The sequence below is a fragment of the Psychromonas aquimarina ATCC BAA-1526 genome, from assembly GCF_000428725.1.
GTDB lineage: Bacteria > Pseudomonadota > Gammaproteobacteria > Enterobacterales > Psychromonadaceae > Psychromonas > Psychromonas aquimarina.
The window spans coordinates 151035-170424 of record NZ_AUAM01000007.1 but is presented as its reverse complement, the minus strand read 5'-3'; the positions used below and the strand labels follow the sequence as shown (position 1 = coordinate 170424).

Genomic DNA, 19390 nt, shown 5'->3' with positions numbered 1-19390 from the left:
AAAAATGTTTGGTCGAAAAAAAAGTTACGACTTGGAAAAAGCAAGAGATAGAAGCAGCATATTAGCAAATGCCGGTATTGCAGGTGTGGGCACTCAGGGCATATACACACCTAAAAGCAGTGCCGGTAGAGCAAAGTTAAAAGCTCGTCAGAAGAAGCTTCCTAAACAGCGGGGTTATACAAAACAGCAGGCTTTAGATGATGCTAAGCTGCTTGGCCAGGTAAGCATGGATATGCGCAGTGATATAGCCGGTTATGTTGGAGATGTAGTTGATGCCACCAAGGATCTGAGCAGTTTAGCTTCCGGCGGCGGAATGTATACTGCCGGCGGCGGTCTTGAATTTACCAGCGGTAATATTATCGGTGCGCTGAAGTTAGGGCATGATGCTGTTGTTAATATTGTTGAATGGGCCGGTAAAAGAAAACCTAAAGAGCTGCCGGTTAATCCTCTGCTGACACCGATCGATGCCGCGTTATATGAGAATACCAAAACAGCCGCATACTTTAAGAAGAGGATGGTTAAGAAGATTGCCGGTGATGCCGTCTCTTTCAGCGGCGGCGTGCTGAGCAGCGCTACCCATGTAAATACTTTGGGGGCTGCCCGTCACGGGCGCTCTGATGCTAAAACAATTGCGCACCTAGTCAGGCTGAAGGAGATGCTTAAGCAGTATAAAAGCAAAGGGCTGGCAGTTGAATATAAGCTGTGCAAGTTAATTATTGACTGTAAAAAGCTGAAAATAGAATCCCAGTCTGCCGCATTAGCGGCTGACTGTATTCCGGGAAATGTGATTACCAGCAGTGCTACTGCCGCCGCCGGTTTTATTCACGGGCAAACCCTGGCTTTCCGGTTGTCGAATATGGAAGCTGATATCGAGAAGGCCGCTAAAATACTTCATTACCGGGCTTTTTATGAGATGGATGATGATTACGGTATTGCCGGTCTATTCGGTGAGCAGGCGGCAAATGAATATGCTGCTGAGACTCCTGCTCTGGATATGGTTAGGGAGCTTTTTACTCAGATTGCAAAAATAGAAAAAGAGAGAGTTCTGATTAATATAAGAGGGCACAAGCTGAAAGTAGGCGGCGAACACTTCCGCGCGGATAAACTGATGCGCGAACCCGCCGGATGGTTAGTTATTGTCGATAAGCTCAATCTTATCTGACACAAAGTTCTGCAGCTCGGCATATAAACACCTGCCGAGTCTGAGCAGACAGATTATTAGTATTATTATTAGGATAAAAGAGTGAAGAGTCAGGAATTTACAGGGAAACAGCTGCAGTGGATCAGAAAGACACTTAAAATTGCGGTGGTGCACGGCGGTGAAAAAACGCAGCCGCAAAGTTATATATATAAAAACCTGAGTCCCCGTTCAACCAAAACCTATCAGTCTGTAGCCTGTGATATTGCACTGTCGCTGCAGGAGTCTGGTTTTGAACATGTCGAGGTTCTGCCTGAAGATATTTATCTGCCTTTAACTTTAAAAGAGCTTGGCATTGATCTGGTTATTATTAACAGCGGCGGCCTGCAGGGATTTGATCCTATGTGTCATCTGCCTTCTATGCTGGAAATGCTCGGGGTGCCTTATGTCGGACATTCTCCAATGACAGCTGGTATTTTAGATAACAAGCATCTGTTTAAACATAAAATTCATGCCGCCGGGATCCCTACGGCGCCTTTTATTACCATCGGAAATGAGGAAAGTGTTCACGATGCGCCTAAGTGCTCAATACTTGATGAAATCGAGTCGCAGTTCGGCAGCGGATTTATTGTTAAACCTGTTTCGGGACGTGCATCCATTCATGTATATCCGGTATTTCAGCGCTCGCAGTTAGCCGGGGTGGTGGAAAAAGTAAAAGCCGCCACTAATAACACTGTTATGGTTGAACCTTATTTATCCGGGCGTGAATTTGTTGTTGCTATGGCGGGAGCAACTGTTTTTAAAAATGGTGCATTAACTGAGCTGGAACAGCCGTTTTCATTTTCTATTCTTGAAAGAGCCTTTTCACAGGGGGAGGATATATTCACTTCAATGGATGTAAAACCGATTACCGGTGAACGTTTACTTAAAGTACAGGATCCCGCTTTACGCAGGGAATTAGTTGATATCGGTTGTAAAATTTTCACTCAGCTGGGGCTGCAGACTCTGGTACGGGTTGATTTAAGAATGGACGCCTGCGGTAATCTTTTTGTACTTGAGGCTAATCCGAAACCGGATCTTAAACGTCCGCAGGGCAGTGAATTAAGTATTGTCTGTTATGATCTTGAGACTGAAGGCATGAGTTACAATGATCTGATTCAGTCACTGCTGTTTAACCGCCTCAGTTATCTGCATAAGTACCGCAGTGAAACGGTTGCACATTGTTTTAACGATGAATTTTATAGTTTAGCCGCAGAAGAGATTAAATGAGAGGCGTGAAGGACAGAATCAGACTTATCCTGGGGATTTCAGTGGTGACCTTTTCGCTGCTGCTGGTATTTGTGGTGGGGTATGGTCAGGCACTTAAAAGCTATAGTCAGCTGAGCACCGATACAGTGATGGCGCAGACAGAAGCCGCGCGCCTGGGTATAGAGCAGATATTGAACTCTGGTGTACACCTCGATGATATTGCCGGATTAAATCAGGTACTGCAGCCGATAGTTGATTCTGATCCTTCGGTTACCGGGCTGCGTTTACTTTCTGCCGATAAGCAGATATATCTTTTCGGGCAGGCATCTGAATTCGACAGCAGTATTTCCATTCCTTTAAATAATAAATTTACTCAAGTCGGCACACTGCAGCTGGTATTAAGCGATCAGCTGGTAGAAACCATGGTCAGCGAGCGTTTTCAGCCGGCGCTATGGCTAATTGTTATATTATTAGCGGTATTTATTGCCTGCGTACTTAAAAGTACGCGGCGAAGTGTATACCTGAGCTGTTTTACCGCTGTTTTTTTAGCTATGTCGGTCAGTGTTATGATTCTGGTTGGAAGCCTCTATCGAGACGGCCTGCAGAGTAAGGCGCTGTCGCTGGCAGATGTGGTCAGTCAGCGTCTGGCACCGATTCTGCTCCATCATGTTGATCCCGATTGTGTTTTCGGTATTGAGGTGATGCTGGATAATTTTCGCCAGACTAACCCTGACTTAGCTGAAATTGCCGTTTTTAAAGACAGCCGTCTTGTGGCCGCCAGCCGCCAGGAAAGTGCTCTGGCTGAGGGACTTTCAGAGACTGGTATGCTGGACTATTCTATTGCGACCTCTTTATCGGGTGAAGTACTGCTGTCATACAAAGCTGAAATTGTTTTAGCACAGTTACTGCGTACTTTAAAAAACTTTGCGGTACTGTTTTTTGCCTGCGGACTGGTGTGTTTTGCATTTATCCGTTTACTTAGTGGAGAGACAAAACGTCATCATAATGATCTGGTCTTAGAGCGCATTAAACCGTTATTTCTCGGGGCGGTTCTGATGGAGTCATTAATGGCGCCTATTATGCCGCAATTTATGAGTTCAGCCGCGCAGTCGGTCGGGTTAGGCGCGGGTGCTTCATCAATTTTTTTCAGTATTTATTTTCTTAGTTTTGCATTATCTCTGCTACCGGCATCACGCCTGATTGAAGTTTATGATATCCGGCGCGTACTGATCTGCGGTATTTTATTGTCGAGTCTCGGCTGTGCTGTGCTGATTTTTGACTGGGGATTAACCAGTATATTATTTGCCCGGCTGATATCCGGTATGGGACAGGCGCTGATATTTATCACTGTGCAGGGCTATATACTGCGTTTCAGCGATCAGTCGAATAAAACCCAGGCCGCCGGGATTATCGTTTTCTGTTTTAATGCCGGTTTTATTGCCGGAGTGGCTATCGGTGCACTATTGGCAGACTATCTTGGGGATCAGGGAACCTTTGCCTTAGCAGCTGTTATCGGTCTACTGATGAGCCTGCTTAGTTTTGCATTACCGTCAATGCAGGGCGCAAAAAAACGCATTGATGCACTGAGCAGGCATGTCACTGAGATGGCTGCTGACTCATGGCGTTTAATAAAAATTCCGGCTTTTATACGTACCATGCTGCTGGTGGGGATTCCCACTAAAATGGCGCTGACAGGTATCGTTGCTTTTGCAGTGCCGCTGCTGCTGGCTGAGCGGGGTATAAGTAAAGAGATTATCGGCCAGGTACTGATGTCCTATGCTGCTGTTGTATTATTAGTAAGCCATAAAGCCGGTCCCTGGGTTGATAAACTCGGCAGCAGCAAAAAAGCGCTAAGTCTCGGTAATTTACTGGCGGGGCTGGCGTTAATAGTGCTGGCGTATTCTGTGCTGGCGGTGCAGAGCTGGCAGACGATCACGCTTATGGGCCTTTCTATGATGGTGCTGGGATTCGCGCACGGTTTGATAAATGCACCGGTTGTTACACATGTTGTTGTTAATACAGCTGATCATGTCGACTCCGATTCGGTGGTTGCCGCTACCTATCGTTTTCTGGAAAGGATTGGTCATGTCTCGGGCGCGATTATTGTTGCTCATCTGCTGTTGTGGTTCGATGCTCAGGAAGCGATGCTGGTGCTGGCCGCTTTCTTTATTAGTGCCTCTGTTTTATTTACTGTTTTTGATAAACAGCCGCTTAAGGAAGTTTACTCATGATCCGGGCACTGCTTATCTTTTCTTTACTGTGCAGTTCAAGTATTCTTAGCGCCGCTCAGTGGCCTGCCTGGCTTGGTAATGAATTAAAGCCGCAGAAGGGCAGTCACTGGCAGATAAAAACCAGCACTGAAGGGGTTGAATTTATGCCCGTAAAGTCAGCACCGACCATATTAATGGTCGTTTCCCGCAAGGCTAAGTCCTATGATACGGCTTTAAAAACACTGCTGGCAATCTATGCTCGGGAACTGCCGCAGGCGCATATAGTGGTGCGGCTGCTGCCGGTTGAGGCCGGCTCTGTTAATTCTGAGCGCTTAACCGCTATGCTTAAAAAGGCGGAGCTGAATGTGGATTTGATTTACAGCGTAGGTTCAAAAGCAACGGTTGCACTGCGCGGAGTTTATAGCGGAGGAAAAATTCCCGTCGTATCGGTTAATGCCAAAGATCCGGTTTTGTTGGGGCTGATTGAAAATGATCACGGCTCGGGCGACAACTTTGCGTTTACCTCATTGAATTTACCGGCTCCGATCACATTAAGGTACATGAAGCGCTTTAAACCGTCGCTTAAACAAATAGGCGTGTTATATGCTAAAAGCAATCAGAGTGCTTATGCGACGCAGTACCTGCCTTTGAAAAAAACTGCCGAACAACAGGGCATAAAAGTCGCCGCTGTTGTTGTTGATCAGGATGATCCCTCTCTTACCTTAGAGGTGTCCATGAACCGGGCCATAAAGGAGTTAAAAGAAGATGATCCGTCATTGAGCAGCAGCATTTTATGGCTGACCGGAAGCTCAAGCTTATTAGCGCGAATGCAGGAAATTAACTTCTATGCTAAGGATCTTGCGGTGCTTTCAGCGGTACCGGATGTTGTTAACAGCAGTCCCGACAGCGCTCTGATGTCGTTTGGTGTCAGCTTTGTTAATAATGCCCATCAGGCCGGTTTGTACGGATTACAGATATTATCAGGCAGGACTGCTCCCGGAGATTTACCAGTCGGGCAGATATCCCCGCCGGATATTGCGATCAGCTTTGCACAGGCGCAGCGTATAAATCAGAAAATACCCTTTGTTTTAATGGAAATGGCCAGTGATGTTTACGGCAGTCACGGTGCAGTTATTCGTTCTCAGGGAGAATCTATGCAGGAGCAACAATGAGTTCAAATCAGCTGTTAACAAACAGTTACTTTCGCTTGATGCTGGCCGCTCTGTTAAGTGCCGCCACCAGTTTTAACGTTTACAGTGAAATTCGTCCGGAGCGCTTATTACTGGCCACACAGGAGTGGCGCCCGTATCAGTATATTGCTGACGGGAAAATGCAGGGACCCGGTATTGAAAAGCTGAAATGCATAATGAAAGTATTAAAGCAGCCCTATCAGATTACTATGAGCGACTGGGATAAAGCACAAATTTCCGTTGAAATCGGTGAGCAGCATGCTTTCTTTCTTGCTTCGCAAAACGCGGTGCGTGATAAGTATGCGGATTATTCTTCGCCGGTGATGAAACAAGTCTGGAGCTGGTACACTCTGTCTGATTCCATTGATACACAAAGCGATATATTTAAAGAGAAAGTGGCTGTAACAGCTATCTTCGGATCAAATAAATGGCTGTGGCTGCATAAAGCGGGTTATCGGGTTGAGAAAAAGCCGCGTCGTTCAACGACATTAATTGAGTTGTTATTAACCGGTGAGGTAAGGGCTGTGCTGGCGAATGACTTTGTTATGGAAGATGCAATAAAAACATTAGGGGTCCGTCACCGGGCGATTACCCGGCAGATATTAAAAGAGAAACCCTTAGGGGCTTATTTTTCAAAGAAATTCACTAAACAGTATCCGCTTTTTTTAAGTGAATTTAATCAAGCCATTACACAATGTGAGGAGAGGTAATATGCCGTTATCACTAAAGATTATAAGCTCTCCCGATGGAGAACCGATTGCCGAGTGGAATAAAAATTTTCCTGAAACCGGAGGCAGTATCGGCCGCTCTTACGGTACAACCATGCAGTTATCTGATGCTTCAGTATCGCTGTCTGGTACGCACGCGGTTATCAACAGAAGCAGCCGTGGTTATCAGATAATGGACGTCAGTACTAACGGCCTGTTTATTAACGGCAGTCATCAGCCTTTAGGCAAAAATAACAGCGCGGCTTTAAATGATGGTGATGTGCTTGATTTAGGCCCCTACCGTCTGATGGTGTCCTGTTTTGTGCCGGATCAGGCGTCAGTAAAAGCATCACCTGCAGAAAGAGCATCTTCTTTGGGGGAGTGGGAGCATGATCCCTTTGCTTCTGATTTGTCGACCTCTTATAAACAGCCTGAGCCGGTACAGGAAGCCCGCGAAGCATCTGCTGATTTATCATTTTCAGCTGTAGATGACAGTGTCGAAGCTGACCCCTTTACCGATTTTGAAGGCGAAACCCCGCTGCAGATGAACACTGTTCAGGTTAATAATTTCAACGATGATTATTTTGATGATGATCCCTTTGCATCTGAGGATAGCGAGCCGTCTGCAGTAGAGCCTCCTGTCGTGGAACCGCTCAGCAGTATTCAGCAGCCGCGCCTGCAGCGGGAGCTTTCACCCCCGGATCTGCTCGGATCAGAACAGGCAGTCGTTATGCCGCCTAATCAGCAGGATATTATGCTCCAGGCCGCTGAAATGGCTTTTGCACGGGTAATAGAAGAGATGGCGCCGAGTAATATTGAAGAGATGTTTAATGATCTGACCCGCCCGGGTTTTTTCAGCCGTAAGCCTGATTACTGGAATATGTATAAACGTTACTTCCAGCGCCAGCAGGGAACTCAGGACTGGCAGCTGAAGTTTAAAGCTTATTTTAGTGAAAGCCTGCGCATTAAGCAGTTACGCGGGGAGAAGTGATATGACTAAACAGTTGTTAATCGCAGCCGCCGCGCTTTCTCTGGCCGCCTGCAGCTCTTTGGCATTCTGGAAAGATGATGCGCCGCTGCAGATGCAGGTGAATATTGAAGCAGCTAATAATATCAATCCGAATATCGACAGCCTGGCTTCGCCGTTAGAAATACGTATTTATCAGCTGAAAGACAGCGAAGCATTTAATCAGGCCGTTTTTATTGATCTGTATAACGATGATCAGGGGGTATTAAAAGCAGATTTATTATCGAAGCGTAACTTAGACAGTCTACTTCCCGCGGAAAAACGTCAGGTCACACTGCCTCTTATTACAGAAACAAAATTCGTTGCGATTATCGCCGCCTTCTCCGATTACCGGCAGGCAAAAAGTAAAGCGATTGTGCAGATAAAGCCGGGTAAACCGGCTTCTGTTGATGTCAGAATCGACGGCATTAATGTAAGTATTACCGGTCAAGAGGACTAACCCATAATGGATAAGAAAAAAGTAGTTTGGTCTGAAGGTATGTTTTTGAGCCCGCAGCATTTCCAGCAGCAGGAGCGTTATCTGGAAGGATTTGTTAAAGATTATCGTGATCTTATGACCCCCGGCCGTTACGGCCTGGCGGAACTGCAGTTTGATAAGCCCTTGACTAAGATCGGCAAAGTGGGCATCAAAAGCGCGTCTGGTTTATTTCCCGACGGCACGCCGTTTACTATTCAAAGCGGATTAGCGCTTGATATTCCTTCCAGTACTAATGATAAATTAGTTTATCTTGCACTGCCGATTTACCGCACTGGTGTGGTTGATATCGGTAATGAGCAGGATAAACACCGGCGTTTTCACCGTCTGGAGCATAATATTTTTGACAACAGCCGCGATCATAGTGAATCGCTGCAGCTGGAGCTGGCTGACTTAAATATTGAGCTGAAATTAGAAGGTGATGATCTGCAGGACTACACGCTTATTCCGATTGCTCATGTTGCTGAACATAAATCCGATGGTGAAGTGGTACTCAATAAAGCCTTTGTACCGGTCTGCCTTTATTTTACGGTTTGTGATTATCTGCAGGATAATGTTAATGATCTTTATGCGCAGATGCAGTACCGGGCAAGAAGTATTTCACAGCGCCTGCAGGTAGAGTCTGCAAGTAAAAGTCATCAGGCATTAATTCGCGATTATCTATGGCTGCAGGCATTGGGGCGCTGGTTACCGGCGATTAAGCACTGGCTGGATCTCGGTACGCAGGCACCGCAGAATGTTTATTATGAATGTTTAAAAATTGTCGGGGAGATGCAGGGGCTGGAAGGTAAAATGCCTCAAGAATACGATGCCTGGGATGAAGGGCGCTTGTATACACTGTTTTCAGTACTCTTTTCGGATATACATATTTTACTGCGTGAAGTGCAGTTAGACAGCCTGACAACCTTAGTCTGGGATACCAGCCTGTTTGAAAAACGTCGTTTATTAAGAACCATGGTGCAGGACAGAGGGTTATTTAATGCGGGACGATTTGTGCTGGTGGTAACCTCTTCTCTTGGTGCGGTGAAATTAAGCGAACAGTTCCCGCTGGTAAGCAAGCTTGCCGGCAACGGCGTGATTGCTGAACTGGTGCGTAATGCGCTTTCAGGTGTGCCTTTACGTGCCCTGCCTGTACCGCCTTCTGAGTTAAAAGCGCGCAGTGACGCAGCTTATTTTGAAATAGATACTCAGTCGTCTTTATGGCAGGAGTTAATTCAGAAAGATGAGCCGATCGCACTGCATGTTGACAGTCGTATTGGTGAGCTTGATATTGAATTTTTTGTAATTCGTTAGGGGTTAAGCGCATGACATCACTATTTAATGAACAAAAGACAATTGTGATCAACCGGGCACAGCCTTCTGCTCAGGCAGCTCCGGAGAAGGCCGCCGCATCACTGGATTTAAGCGGTATTCAAAACCTGATTGATAATCTGCATATTTACGGTAATCCGCTGCTCAATGCCGGCAGTGAGTTATTAGCCCTGCTGGTGAGTCTGCCCAGGCAGCTGTCTCCGCTTGATATTGATGTTTTTCGACAGAAATTATTTGATGCTATTGCTGACTTTAAACGGCGCGGTTTGTTTCTCGATTATCACCCCAGCGTGATAGAGAAAAGCTGCTTTGTGATTTGTGCCGCTTTTGATGAAACAATTTTATATACTGCCTGGGGAGAAAAATCGCGCTGGGAGAATCATTCGCTGCTGAGTAAGATATTTAATCAGCGTAACGGCGGGGAAGTGTTTTTTACTCTGCTGGAGCAGGCGCGCCGCCAGCCGGCCAAACTGGTTGATTTTTTAGAGCTGCAGTATGTATTGATGAAGCTGGGGTTCCTTGGTAAATACCGCCACTGCGAGCATAACAAAATATACGAACTGCAGTCTGAGCTGCACACTGTTATTCGTCATTTTCGAGACGAGTCCGCATTATCAGTACCTAAACCTCCGGAACTGCCGGCTGTAAAAAAACCATGGTGCTTTATCGGAGTACCGAAACTGCTGCTGATCAGCCTGATTATCATTTTAGGTTCGTATCTGTTTTCAGAGTACTGGTATAACAACCGCAGTGCATCAACACTGCTTGCTTTTACCTCTCTGGATATGGACGGATTTATCCATAGTACCCAGAAGGATGACATTGTTTATGTCAGCACTGCAGAAGATATCGGCCTGAGTAAGGATGATGCGGCTGTGCAGGAGGAAGATAAAATAAGCGCTGCGGTTGTTAAATGGGATATTTTACTGGCTGTTTTTTCAAACAGTTCAGATGCACAGCGCTTAGCTAAGGAACTAAAAGAAGCCGGTTATCAGGTGAAAATAAATGAGACGGCAGCTGGTACGGAACTGCTGCTGCCGGATCAACCCGACTTTGCTAAAGCCAAATCACTTAAAAATGAGCTGAATATTCGTTTTGGTCTTAATGCTTCAGTACGTAAAAACAGACAACAATAGTGAATAAAATGAAAATAAATAAAAAGTTACTTTTGCTTGCCGTTCTTTTTCTTGGCTGTTCCGCGGCCGCCTGGTTCTGGATTCCTGTTGATCCGGATACAGGGATACGCTTAAAGCTGGCCGTGGCGGCCGGCTGCTTTGCAGCTGCTTTGACAACGATGATTTTTGCTTTATGGCATCGCGGCTCCGAGGATAAAGCACAACAGCATGAACAGGCCCTCCTGTTTAAGCAGGATGTTAGAATAATTACCGAACTTTTTAAAACCGCGGTAAAACAGCTTCGCGGCGTGAGGGCTCACAAGTTAAAAAACCTCTATGAACTGCCCTGGTATATACTGCTCGGCGGTGAAAAGGGCGCTAAAAGCAGCCTGCTGCAGCAGAATAATTTTGAGCCGGTATTACACCGCAGCAGTGATGAAAATGACACTAATCATTATATCCGTTTCTGGAGCAATGATAATGCTGTGGTTATCGAGATAGGGCATAGATTATTTGATAATGAAGGTATCGATGATGGTTTATGGCGGGCTCTTAGCAGACAGTTATTAAAATATCGTCCTCGTCAGGCGGTTAACGCTGTTATCTCTGTTATCGGCTGTGATCAGTTTTTACAGAGCGATAAAAAACAACGTCAGATTATCAGCTCTAATCTTCAGGAAGCGATACTTGTTTTAGGAGAACATACGGGCTTGTCGATTCCTGTTTATAGTGTTTTCACTAAATCTGATGCCATTGCCGATTTTGTTAATTTCTTCGAAAGTTATTCCGGCAGGGATGTAGAAAATCCTTTCGGTTTAACATTTCCGCTTGATGAAAATCATCATTTCAACTCTGCGCAGATGCAGCAGTCCGGCATGGAGTTATTGAAAAACTTATCTCAGCAGCAGTTTCAGTTACTGCATGAAACGGGTCAAAAGGAGGCGGGCTCGGTTATCGCTTTACCTTATCAGCTGCGTTTTTTCTTTGAACGGGCCAATGAGTTTTTAACCAATCTAGGACGTGAAAACAGGGTCCGTCAGGCTGTATGGCTGCGTGGTATGTATCTGCTTACTACCGGTAAAAAAGGTGAAAATTATGATCTGCTCAGCCATGTGATTGCAGAAAATGCATCCTTTAATACCGGTGCGCAGCAGCCTCAGGCCGACGGGCGTCAGAGTCTGTTTTCCAGCCGTCTTTTCAGCCATGTTATTCTGCCGGAAGCAGACATCATAGGGGTAAACCGCGGACGTCACTACCGTTATCTTATGGCGCGTACGGGTTATGTGTTAGCACTTGGCGCTTTAATTACATTATTTGGTCTGCAGCTTAGAGATAACTGGAATCTTGATGAAGCGTTCCGAACTAAAGCGACAACTGAGCTGAGCTTGTACCGCAATGATATCAGCCGTCTGCGTGAAGGACGGGCTGATTTAGGCGCACTTATTCCGGTATTGAATGAACTGCGCGCGGTTGATCAGCAGGGTTATAAACCTTTACCCTGGTATCATAAAGTCAGTATTAAACAGTCTGATACAGCGCGGCAGATCCGTACTGTTTATCAGCAGCAGCTGCAGCTGTTTTTATTACCGCAGATTGAGGATCTGCTAAGCAGTGAGCTGTATGTTTATGTTAATTTAGGTAACCCGAGTAAGGTTTTCGAACTGCTGCGTTATTATCAGATGCTCTTTGAACCGCAGCGCCTGGATCAGGATGAAATGGTCAGCTATCTGGTGGATACTTTAAACGATCAGGGGGAATTATCGGCTGACAGTATTAATCAGTTAAGTTTTCTAATGGCGGATCTGTTTAACAGTGATTACGCTAATGTCTTAAAAGAAAATGATGATTTAATTGCCGTTGCAGTGCAGCATCTCGAAGGTCTTTCACCGGAGCGGTTAATTTACGCGCGTATTAAAGTGATGCCGGAATACCGTAACCGGGTTGATGTTCGTCGTCAGTTAGGTGAAAAATTCTCATCCATGTTCTCCTTTAAGTCAGGTTTTCATGGTTATTTATTACCGGAGCTGTATACCCGGCAGGGGCATGCAGATATAGATTTATCGCTTAAATCGCCTCTGCTGAAAAAGCAGCTTAATGAATTCAAATCGATTCAGGGAGATATGTCCGGCGCATCAACTGCAGAATTAGCTGAATTGAGTAAAAAAATTCAGCGTCTTTATTATGCAGATTATGTCTACCAGTGGAAAGAGCTCCTGAAAAATATTGAAATAAAGGATTTTGCCAGCCTGGCGGACCTTGCTTACGCTGTAAAAGCCGCTCGTGATCCGGCGGCTAGTCCGATTATCGATGTGCTTGATGCCGTAGTGATGAATACAACTCTGGCTGCTGAAAACAGCGCAGATAACAGCACAAGTGCAAAAGTGACTGAACAGCTTGGTTTAAGTAAAACAGCAGAAGCACTGAAAAAAGCAGATCGTCTGAATGTTATTGCCGGTGATAAATTAATTCGCCTGCAGCCCTCATATGTGGTGAATGAAGCATTCAGCAGTTACGCTTCCTTTCTGGCTATTCAAGATAAAAGTGCGCCGGTTGATGAGTTAATTGCCGAACTGGATAATCTCAACAGCTATTTCGATAGTGCGCTGACCAGCAGTGATCCGGGTAAGGCCTGGTATGCTTACGCGAAAGCACATGCTGCTGGAAGTCAGGATGCCCTGGTGACTTTCCGACGCTTATCCAGCCGCACGCCGGGTCAGGTAACTGCATGGGTAAAAGCACTTGATCAGCAGGCCTGGAAAAGGGTTATTGACAGCGGTGTTGGTTACCTTAATCGACAATGGGAGCAGCAGGTTTATACATTTTACCGTCAGGCGATTGAAGGGCGCTTTCCCTTTGCACTACAGGGCAGGGGAGAGGTGGCCCTGGATGATTTTGCCGGTATGTTTAAACCGCAGGGATTAATTGATAAGTTTATCAAACAGGAACTGCAGCCTTTTGTTTACTGGGATAACGGCGTACTTAAACTTAATGAGATTGAAGGTCAGAAACTGCCGGTCAGTAGTGAAACACTGGCGAAAATAAAGCAGGCAAAAGGGATCCGGGAACTGTTTTTCGGGCCGGCCGGACAGGAATTAGCCCTGCAGCTGCGTGTTAAAGCAAGTTCAATGAGTACTACCAGTACCCAGTTTGATATTCGTGAAGCTGAACGCCTGTTTTCCTATCGTCATGGACCGAGGCTGTGGCAGGACATCACCTGGCCGTCGACAGGGGAAGACGGTTATCTTTCAGCCAGCTTCTACAAAGGTGAAAACCGCATCGCCAGTAAATCATATTCTGGTCAATGGGCATTGTTCAGAATTATGTTTGACGGCAAATCAAGTGCAACAGGCGACCGCAGAATACGTAATCTTGTTTATAAACTTGAAGATCAGGATGTGATTTTACAGTATGCGCTTAAAGACAGTAATGCATCTTTGGAAAAAGGGTTATTAACCAGTTTTTACCTGCCTGCCTCATTATCGGAATAGGAAGGCCGCCTAAACATATCGGCACTGTTCTGCCGATATGTTTAGACGGAGCTGTGCGCCTGAACGGACTCTTCTGCAAAACTTAAGCCTGATAATTTCAGTTTAACTGCGAATAAAATAATTATATAAGGAAGGGTAATATGCCTATAATTGCGACTTCATCCTGGATGGAAGATCTTTCATACTATCTACAGAACTTCAGAAATAAGCGTGTTCTCGACTTAACGATACCGGGCAGTCATGATGCGGCAACTTATACATTGACGCATTCCTGCAGCAGTGCCTTTGCGGTAACGCAGACTAAAACATTAAAGGATCAGTTTCATCTAGGGGTAAGGTACTTTGACATCCGCATAAAGCGTCAGCGTGAGACTAAAGCGAGCTTTTATCGTACTACAACGCATAATAAGTTAAAATACGGATTTGCACCGACTGACAGACTGCAGTATTTTCATGGGCTAGTAAAAAGTCAGAAAGACGACGGTTTAGAGGGGATGAGGCGCTTTCTAGCTGCAGTTACTGCAAGCAGTGAAGTGGTTATTTTAAAGTTAGATTTCGGCAGTTTTGGAGATTTTTCGCAATTTAGTGAGCTGTATTTAAACGGTCCGATCAATGAGCATATTTTCAGTGGTGGTGATTTACAAACGCAGACCATCGGACAGATGCAGGCAAACAACAAAAATATTATACTGCTGACTAAAGGGTTTGCTTCGGACATCAGTTCTGATTATAAAGAAAATTCATTCGGCAAATGGGCTAAAACCAGAAAACCGGAAAAGCTGGCCTCTGTAATGAATAATATCCGTAATCGAGTGGGTACTGCGGATGCGAATAAAATAAAAGTTGTGCAGACGAATCAGCCAGCTCTTGTCGGTTCCGGTGGAAACCGTTTTACTTCCGTTTTGGAGCAGGATAAAAAGCCCGAGAGCCGTACTATTACTGAGAAATTTGTCAGCGAAGCACGTAATGATCTGATCACTGCTTTTAAAAGCGGCAATGCCATTGCCGTTCGTCTTGTCAGCCAGGCGGTAAGAGGAGTGATCAGTCTTGATAATATTGGTTCTGATGAAAATAAAAATCAGTTAATACACCGTATTATAGAGCTTAACCTTGGCGAGTTGTTATTAACCTGTGTTAATGTTGATAAACCCAGCGATCGCAAGGTAGAACATCAGGAATCGCAGAAATGGTGCTATAAATTCGTTATTTAAAAAAGTAATGTATTTAGCCTGTTAAAAAGAGCCGCGCGGCTCTTTTTTAACATTTATTTTTCACCCACATTTTCCAGTTTTTTAATTTGCTTTGATCGTTTAATGGTAATGATTTCTGATCAATCTGCTCCAGCCACCTAGAAACTGCGTACCAGTCATCTTTCGCTTCAATTATGCCGATGCCCTGCTGTTTTTCCGTTCGGCTAAAACCCGGTGTTAACTGCCATTGCTGTAAATCAGAAAGGGAGCTGCCCAGCGGCTGCGCTGCGCCAAAATCAATTATTTTAATTGAGCCGAGCGCCGGCTGATAAATGATATTTGAAGGTTTAATATCACCATGTACCCAGCCCTGCTGATGCAGATGATAAACGGCGCGTACAATCTGCGGGATAAGATAGATAAACAGTCCGCTCTGCGTCTGTGAAAAGGTCAACATGCTCTGCCCGTTTATATAGGGAAGTATCAATAATGAGGAGACAGGCAGGTATTCAAGCGGCTGCAGGATATAAGGCGAGCTGCATTGCGACATGCAGGACCATTCTCTCTGCAGCTGTTCTTCATCAGCATGTTTAACAATAACTCTGTTGCCGGAGCTTCGCTCGCAGGCCAGCCATACCTGCGGGGTAAATGCGCTGATTAGTGTGAATCGCTGCACCAGAATATCACCAGTATTAAAATCTTGAAGGGCTGTCATTAGCTCGGCCTTAAAGAGGTTTGTTAAATAACTGCAAAATCTTCTTTCTCTAACATTTTAATCAAAGAAATTAAGGGTAAACCGATCAGGCTGTTCGGATCTTTGCCTTCAAATCCTTCAAATAAAGCGATACCGTATCCTTCACTTTTAAAGCTGCCGGCACAGTTGAACGGCTGCTCTTTGTTGAGGTAATTAGTGATCATGTCATCGCTTAACTCTCTGAACTGCACTACATAAGGTTCTACCAGTGACTGGGTTTTACCGGTTTGGCTGTTAATTAAAGCCAGACCGGTATAAAAGGTGATTTTTTTACCGCTGGCCGCTTTTAACTGCTGAAAAGCATTATCAAAATTACCTGGTTTACCCAGAATAACTCCGTTATTAACACATACCTGATCCGAGCCGATAACCAGCGCATTTTCATAAGCGGGACAGACTGCCGCTGCTTTGGCAACAGCCAGGCGTTCTACAAGTTCAACGGCTGTTTCCCGGGCAAGAGGCGTTTCATCAACATTGGGTTTTGCCGTTGCAAATTGTAAATGAAGCTTTTCAAGAAGCATTTTTCTAAAAGGGGAGGTTGAAGCTAATACAAGTGTTTGAGACATAATTTTCTCTGCCATAGTTAAGTATGTCTGCCATTTTATGGTCTGCAAAATAATAAAGCGATAACTTAATAAAAAAAGCACTTTTTATCTGCCTGTTGTTATGAGACTCTGCTGATTGCAGTTATATAATTAACCAACTTGTATGCTAGTGAAAACTTCACAAAAAAAGTTCCTTTTTCTTTGACTATCTTGACCGCTATCTATATTATTCGCGTCCATGCAAAAGGTTAAACTACCGATTAGCGTTGATCCTGTTCGCGCTGCACAAAAGCATTTGGAACTCGAAGCTCGAATTCCAAAGGAACTTTTGAGCAGATTAGCAGAGTCAACAATCAGTGTTCACTCTGATATCGACACAGTTTTCTCATTTGATATTGATAAGCAGAAGCTGAGAATATTTCATGGTAAAGCAAGTGTTGCAGTAGAGCTAATTTGTCAACGGTGCAATGCGCCTATGATTTATCAGTGTGAAGCTGAATTTACGTATTGTCCAGTTCATAACCAGGAACAGGAAAATAATTTACCAGACGCCTATGAATCCATTTATTATGATGAGAATGGAGAGGTGAATCTTCATCAGGTTGTTGAAGACGAGCTGATACTGGCACTTCCGCAAATTGCAAAACACGCAATTGAAGAGTGTCAGCAAAGTGAGTTTGAACTTACCTTTGGTGAAATTGATGAAGAAGAACAGCGTCCCAACCCATTTGAAGCTCTAGCTAAGCTAAAGCACAAATAACAAGCAGGAATTTTTAAAATGGCTGTACAAAAAAGTCGTAAAACTCGTTCAAAACGCGGCATGCGTCGTTCACATGACGCTCTAACTGCGCCAGCTCAGCTTACTGTTGACGCTACGTCTGGTGAAACTCACCGTCGTCATCACATGACTGCTGACGGTTTCTACAAAGGCAAAAAAGTAATCGAATTGTAGGATTACTTTGCGTAAACTTACCATTGCGCTTGATGTCATGGGGGGCGATTTCGGCCCCCATATTTCTCTCTCAGCCACAGTAAAATCACTCCAGCTGCACCCTGAATTATCAATTATTATTGTTGGTAATCGTTCGCAAATACTCCCTTTATTAAAAAAGAATCATCTTTTAGATCATGCTCGTCTGAGTTTTATTCATGCAGATAATTTTATCTCCATGGAAGATAATCCCGTACATGTGCTTCGCCGTGTTTCCGGTTCATCAATGCATATGGCTTTAGAGCTTGTTGCCCAGGGCAAAGCGGACGCCTGTGTCAGCGCAGGAAATACCGGGGCATTAATGCTGCTTGCCAAGCAGGCTTTGAAAACATTACCGGGAATCTCCCGTCCGGCGCTGGTGGCCGCGCTGCCGAATAACTGTTCGGGTTTTACTTATCTGCTGGATTTAGGTGCAAATTTACAGTGTGACAGTGATACTCTGTTTAATTTTGCCGTTATGGGCAGTGTATTGTGTGAAAAAGTGCAGCAGATAAAGTCGCCGCGCATCGCACTGCTGAATGTCGGTAAAGAAAATAATAAAGGCAATGATGTTATTAAACGCTCTGCCGGCCTGTTAAAGCAGACAAAGCACATAAATTATGCCGGTTTTATTGAAGCCAATGAACTGTTTTCAAGCCGGGCCGACGTGATAGTGACCGACGGTTTCAGCGGTAATGTGGCACTAAAAAGCTATGAAGGCATGGGAAGGGTATTTTTAGAGCAGTTAGATAAAGCGATTAATACAAATATTTATAGTAAACTGCTGGGCAGATTATTAAAGCCGATTTTAAAAAAGCAGCTAAAACATTTGCATCCGGATATGTATAATGGCGCCAGTTTAATTGGTTTACGCGGCATTGTTGTTAAAAGTCACGGAAGTGCCAATGAAGTTGCATTTTCCTATGCCATTGAACAAGCCGTAAAAGAGGTTCAGTGGCAGATTCCAGCAAGCATAGCAAAAAAATTAGAAACTGTTTTATCAGAGCGAGATTGTTTATCACATGAATAGCAAAATTACAGGTACGGGTAGTTATCTACCAGAAACAGTACGTACAAACGACGATTTAGAAAAGATGGTTGATACCAGCGATGAATGGATCACCACACGTACGGGTATTAAAGAACGTCGTATTGCTAATGAACAGGATACTATTGCCTTTATGGGCAAAGAAGCAGGTTTAAAAGCATTACAGGTCGCGGACTTAAAAGCTGAAGATTTAGATCTTATTATTGTGGCAACAACAAGTAACCATAATGCATTCCCTTCAGCCGCTTGTGAAGTGCAGAATTTACTGGGGATTTATAATATCCCTGCATTTGATGTATCAGCTGCTTGTGCTGGTTTTACTTATGCATTAAGCGTTGCGGATAACTTTATTAAAGCCGGCAGTGCTAAAAATGTATTAGTGATTGGTGCCGATGCTCTGGCAAATACCTGTGATCCAACGGACCGATCTACCATTATCCTGTTTGGTGACGGTGCCGGTGCTGTTGTTGTCAGTGCCTCGGAAGAGCAGGGTATTTTATCTACGCATATTAATGCTGACGGCCGTTTCGGCGATCTGCTTAAACTGCCGAATGCACAGCGTGGTAATGAGCAGTCTGTTCATGACTCATATCTGTCAATGGCCGGTAACGATGTTTTTAAAGTAGCAGTTAAAAAACTGAGCCAGGTTGTTGTTGATACTCTGGCTGCTAATAATATCGACAAGCAGCAGCTTGACTGGTTAGTACCTCATCAGGCTAATAAGCGCATTATCAGCGCAACAGCTAAAAAGCTGGGTATGTCCATGGAGCAGGTGATCTTAACACTTGATAAACACGGCAATACTTCAGCAGCTTCTGTACCGCTGGCTTTTGATGAAGGCGTACGCAGCGGTAAAATTAAAGCCGGGCAGCTGGTTTTATTAGAAGCATTCGGCGGCGGCTTTACATGGGGCAGCGCCCTGATTCGTATGTAGTTTTTGATACACGACAAGACTTATAATTATTAGGAATTTT

At 44.7% G+C, this 19390-nt stretch carries 17 protein-coding genes; 15 read left to right on the top strand and 2 right to left on the bottom strand.

Annotation, left to right across the window (positions count from 1 at the left end):
- Nucleotides 1–4 precede the first annotated feature (4 nt).
- The 11 genes from G337_RS0100755 (at nt 5) to G337_RS0100705 (ending at nt 15120) form a co-directional block, all read left to right on the top strand.
- Nucleotides 5–1162, top strand: a complete 1158-nt coding sequence (locus tag G337_RS0100755) for a hypothetical protein (RefSeq protein ID WP_028862169.1) — start codon at nt 5–7, stop codon at nt 1160–1162.
- A gap of 81 nt (nt 1163–1243) precedes the next feature.
- The gene (locus G337_RS0100750) at nt 1244–2407 is read left to right on the top strand and encodes a D-alanine--D-alanine ligase family protein (RefSeq protein WP_028862168.1); all 1164 of its coding nucleotides are present in this window, start codon (nt 1244–1246) and stop codon (nt 2405–2407) included.
- Entirely contained in the window at nt 2404–4617 is a 2214-nt protein-coding gene (locus tag G337_RS0100745) for an MFS transporter (protein WP_028862167.1), read from the top strand. The genes G337_RS0100750 and G337_RS0100745 overlap by 4 nt, the downstream gene beginning before the upstream one ends.
- Entirely contained in the window at nt 4614–5768 is a 1155-nt protein-coding gene (locus tag G337_RS0100740; RefSeq protein WP_028862166.1) for an ABC transporter substrate-binding protein, read from the top strand. The genes G337_RS0100745 and G337_RS0100740 overlap by 4 nt, the downstream gene beginning before the upstream one ends.
- Nucleotides 5765–6496 (top strand): substrate-binding periplasmic protein, encoded by a 732-nt coding sequence (locus G337_RS0100735; RefSeq protein ID WP_051302873.1) that lies wholly within the window; start codon nt 5765–5767, stop codon nt 6494–6496. The genes G337_RS0100740 and G337_RS0100735 overlap by 4 nt, the downstream gene beginning before the upstream one ends.
- Nucleotide 6497: 1 nt before the next feature.
- The gene (locus G337_RS0100730; protein ID WP_028862164.1) at nt 6498–7484 is read left to right on the top strand and encodes a type VI secretion system-associated FHA domain protein; all 987 of its coding nucleotides are present in this window, start codon (nt 6498–6500) and stop codon (nt 7482–7484) included.
- Between the two features lies 1 nt (nt 7485).
- Nucleotides 7486–7959, top strand: a complete 474-nt coding sequence (gene tssJ, locus G337_RS0100725; protein ID WP_028862163.1) for a type VI secretion system lipoprotein TssJ — start codon at nt 7486–7488, stop codon at nt 7957–7959.
- Nucleotides 7960–7965: 6 nt separating this feature from the next.
- Nucleotides 7966–9288: a type VI secretion system baseplate subunit TssK gene (tssK, locus tag G337_RS0100720; protein ID WP_028862162.1), complete on the top strand. Its 1323-nt coding sequence runs from the start codon at nt 7966–7968 to the stop codon at nt 9286–9288.
- An 11-nt stretch (nt 9289–9299) separates the two neighbouring features.
- Nucleotides 9300–10442, top strand: coding sequence for a type IVB secretion system protein IcmH/DotU (icmH, locus tag G337_RS0100715; protein ID WP_028862161.1), 1143 nt, complete (start codon nt 9300–9302; stop codon nt 10440–10442).
- Between the two features lie 8 nt (nt 10443–10450).
- Nucleotides 10451–13909 carry a type VI secretion system membrane subunit TssM gene (gene tssM, locus G337_RS0100710; RefSeq protein ID WP_084605253.1) on the top strand — a complete coding sequence of 1153 codons (3459 nt, stop codon included), beginning with the start codon at nt 10451–10453 and terminating at the stop codon, nt 13907–13909.
- A gap of 140 nt (nt 13910–14049) precedes the next feature.
- Nucleotides 14050–15120, top strand: coding sequence for a PI-PLC domain-containing protein (locus G337_RS0100705; protein ID WP_028862159.1), 1071 nt, complete (start codon nt 14050–14052; stop codon nt 15118–15120).
- A 46-nt stretch (nt 15121–15166) separates the two neighbouring features.
- Here G337_RS0100705 and G337_RS27490 read toward each other — a convergent pair whose 3' ends face one another.
- Together G337_RS27490 and G337_RS0100695 are read right to left on the bottom strand one after the other, a co-directional pair.
- Nucleotides 15167–15814: a protein kinase family protein gene (locus G337_RS27490; RefSeq protein ID WP_051302872.1), complete on the bottom strand. Its 648-nt coding sequence runs from the start codon at nt 15812–15814 to the stop codon at nt 15167–15169.
- A 23-nt stretch (nt 15815–15837) separates the two neighbouring features.
- Nucleotides 15838–16419, bottom strand: a complete 582-nt coding sequence (locus tag G337_RS0100695) for a Maf family protein (RefSeq protein WP_028862158.1) — start codon at nt 16417–16419, stop codon at nt 15838–15840.
- A 217-nt stretch (nt 16420–16636) separates the two neighbouring features.
- Here G337_RS0100695 and yceD point away from each other — a divergent pair, with 217 nt between their 5' ends.
- Genes yceD through G337_RS0100675 form a run of 4 tightly spaced genes read left to right on the top strand, consistent with a single transcriptional unit; the run spans nt 16637 to nt 19350 of the window.
- Nucleotides 16637–17158, top strand: a complete 522-nt coding sequence (gene yceD, locus G337_RS0100690) for a 23S rRNA accumulation protein YceD (RefSeq protein ID WP_019613350.1) — start codon at nt 16637–16639, stop codon at nt 17156–17158.
- An 18-nt stretch (nt 17159–17176) separates the two neighbouring features.
- Nucleotides 17177–17350, top strand: coding sequence for a 50S ribosomal protein L32 (gene rpmF, locus G337_RS0100685; RefSeq protein WP_019613351.1), 174 nt, complete (start codon nt 17177–17179; stop codon nt 17348–17350).
- A 7-nt stretch (nt 17351–17357) separates the two neighbouring features.
- Nucleotides 17358–18398 (top strand): phosphate acyltransferase PlsX, encoded by a 1041-nt coding sequence (gene plsX / locus G337_RS0100680; protein ID WP_028862157.1) that lies wholly within the window; start codon nt 17358–17360, stop codon nt 18396–18398.
- On the top strand, nt 18391–19350 hold the full coding sequence (locus G337_RS0100675; protein ID WP_028862156.1) for a beta-ketoacyl-ACP synthase III: 960 nt from the start codon (nt 18391–18393) through the stop codon (nt 19348–19350). The genes plsX and G337_RS0100675 overlap by 8 nt, the downstream gene beginning before the upstream one ends.
- Nucleotides 19351–19390 lie beyond the last annotated feature (40 nt).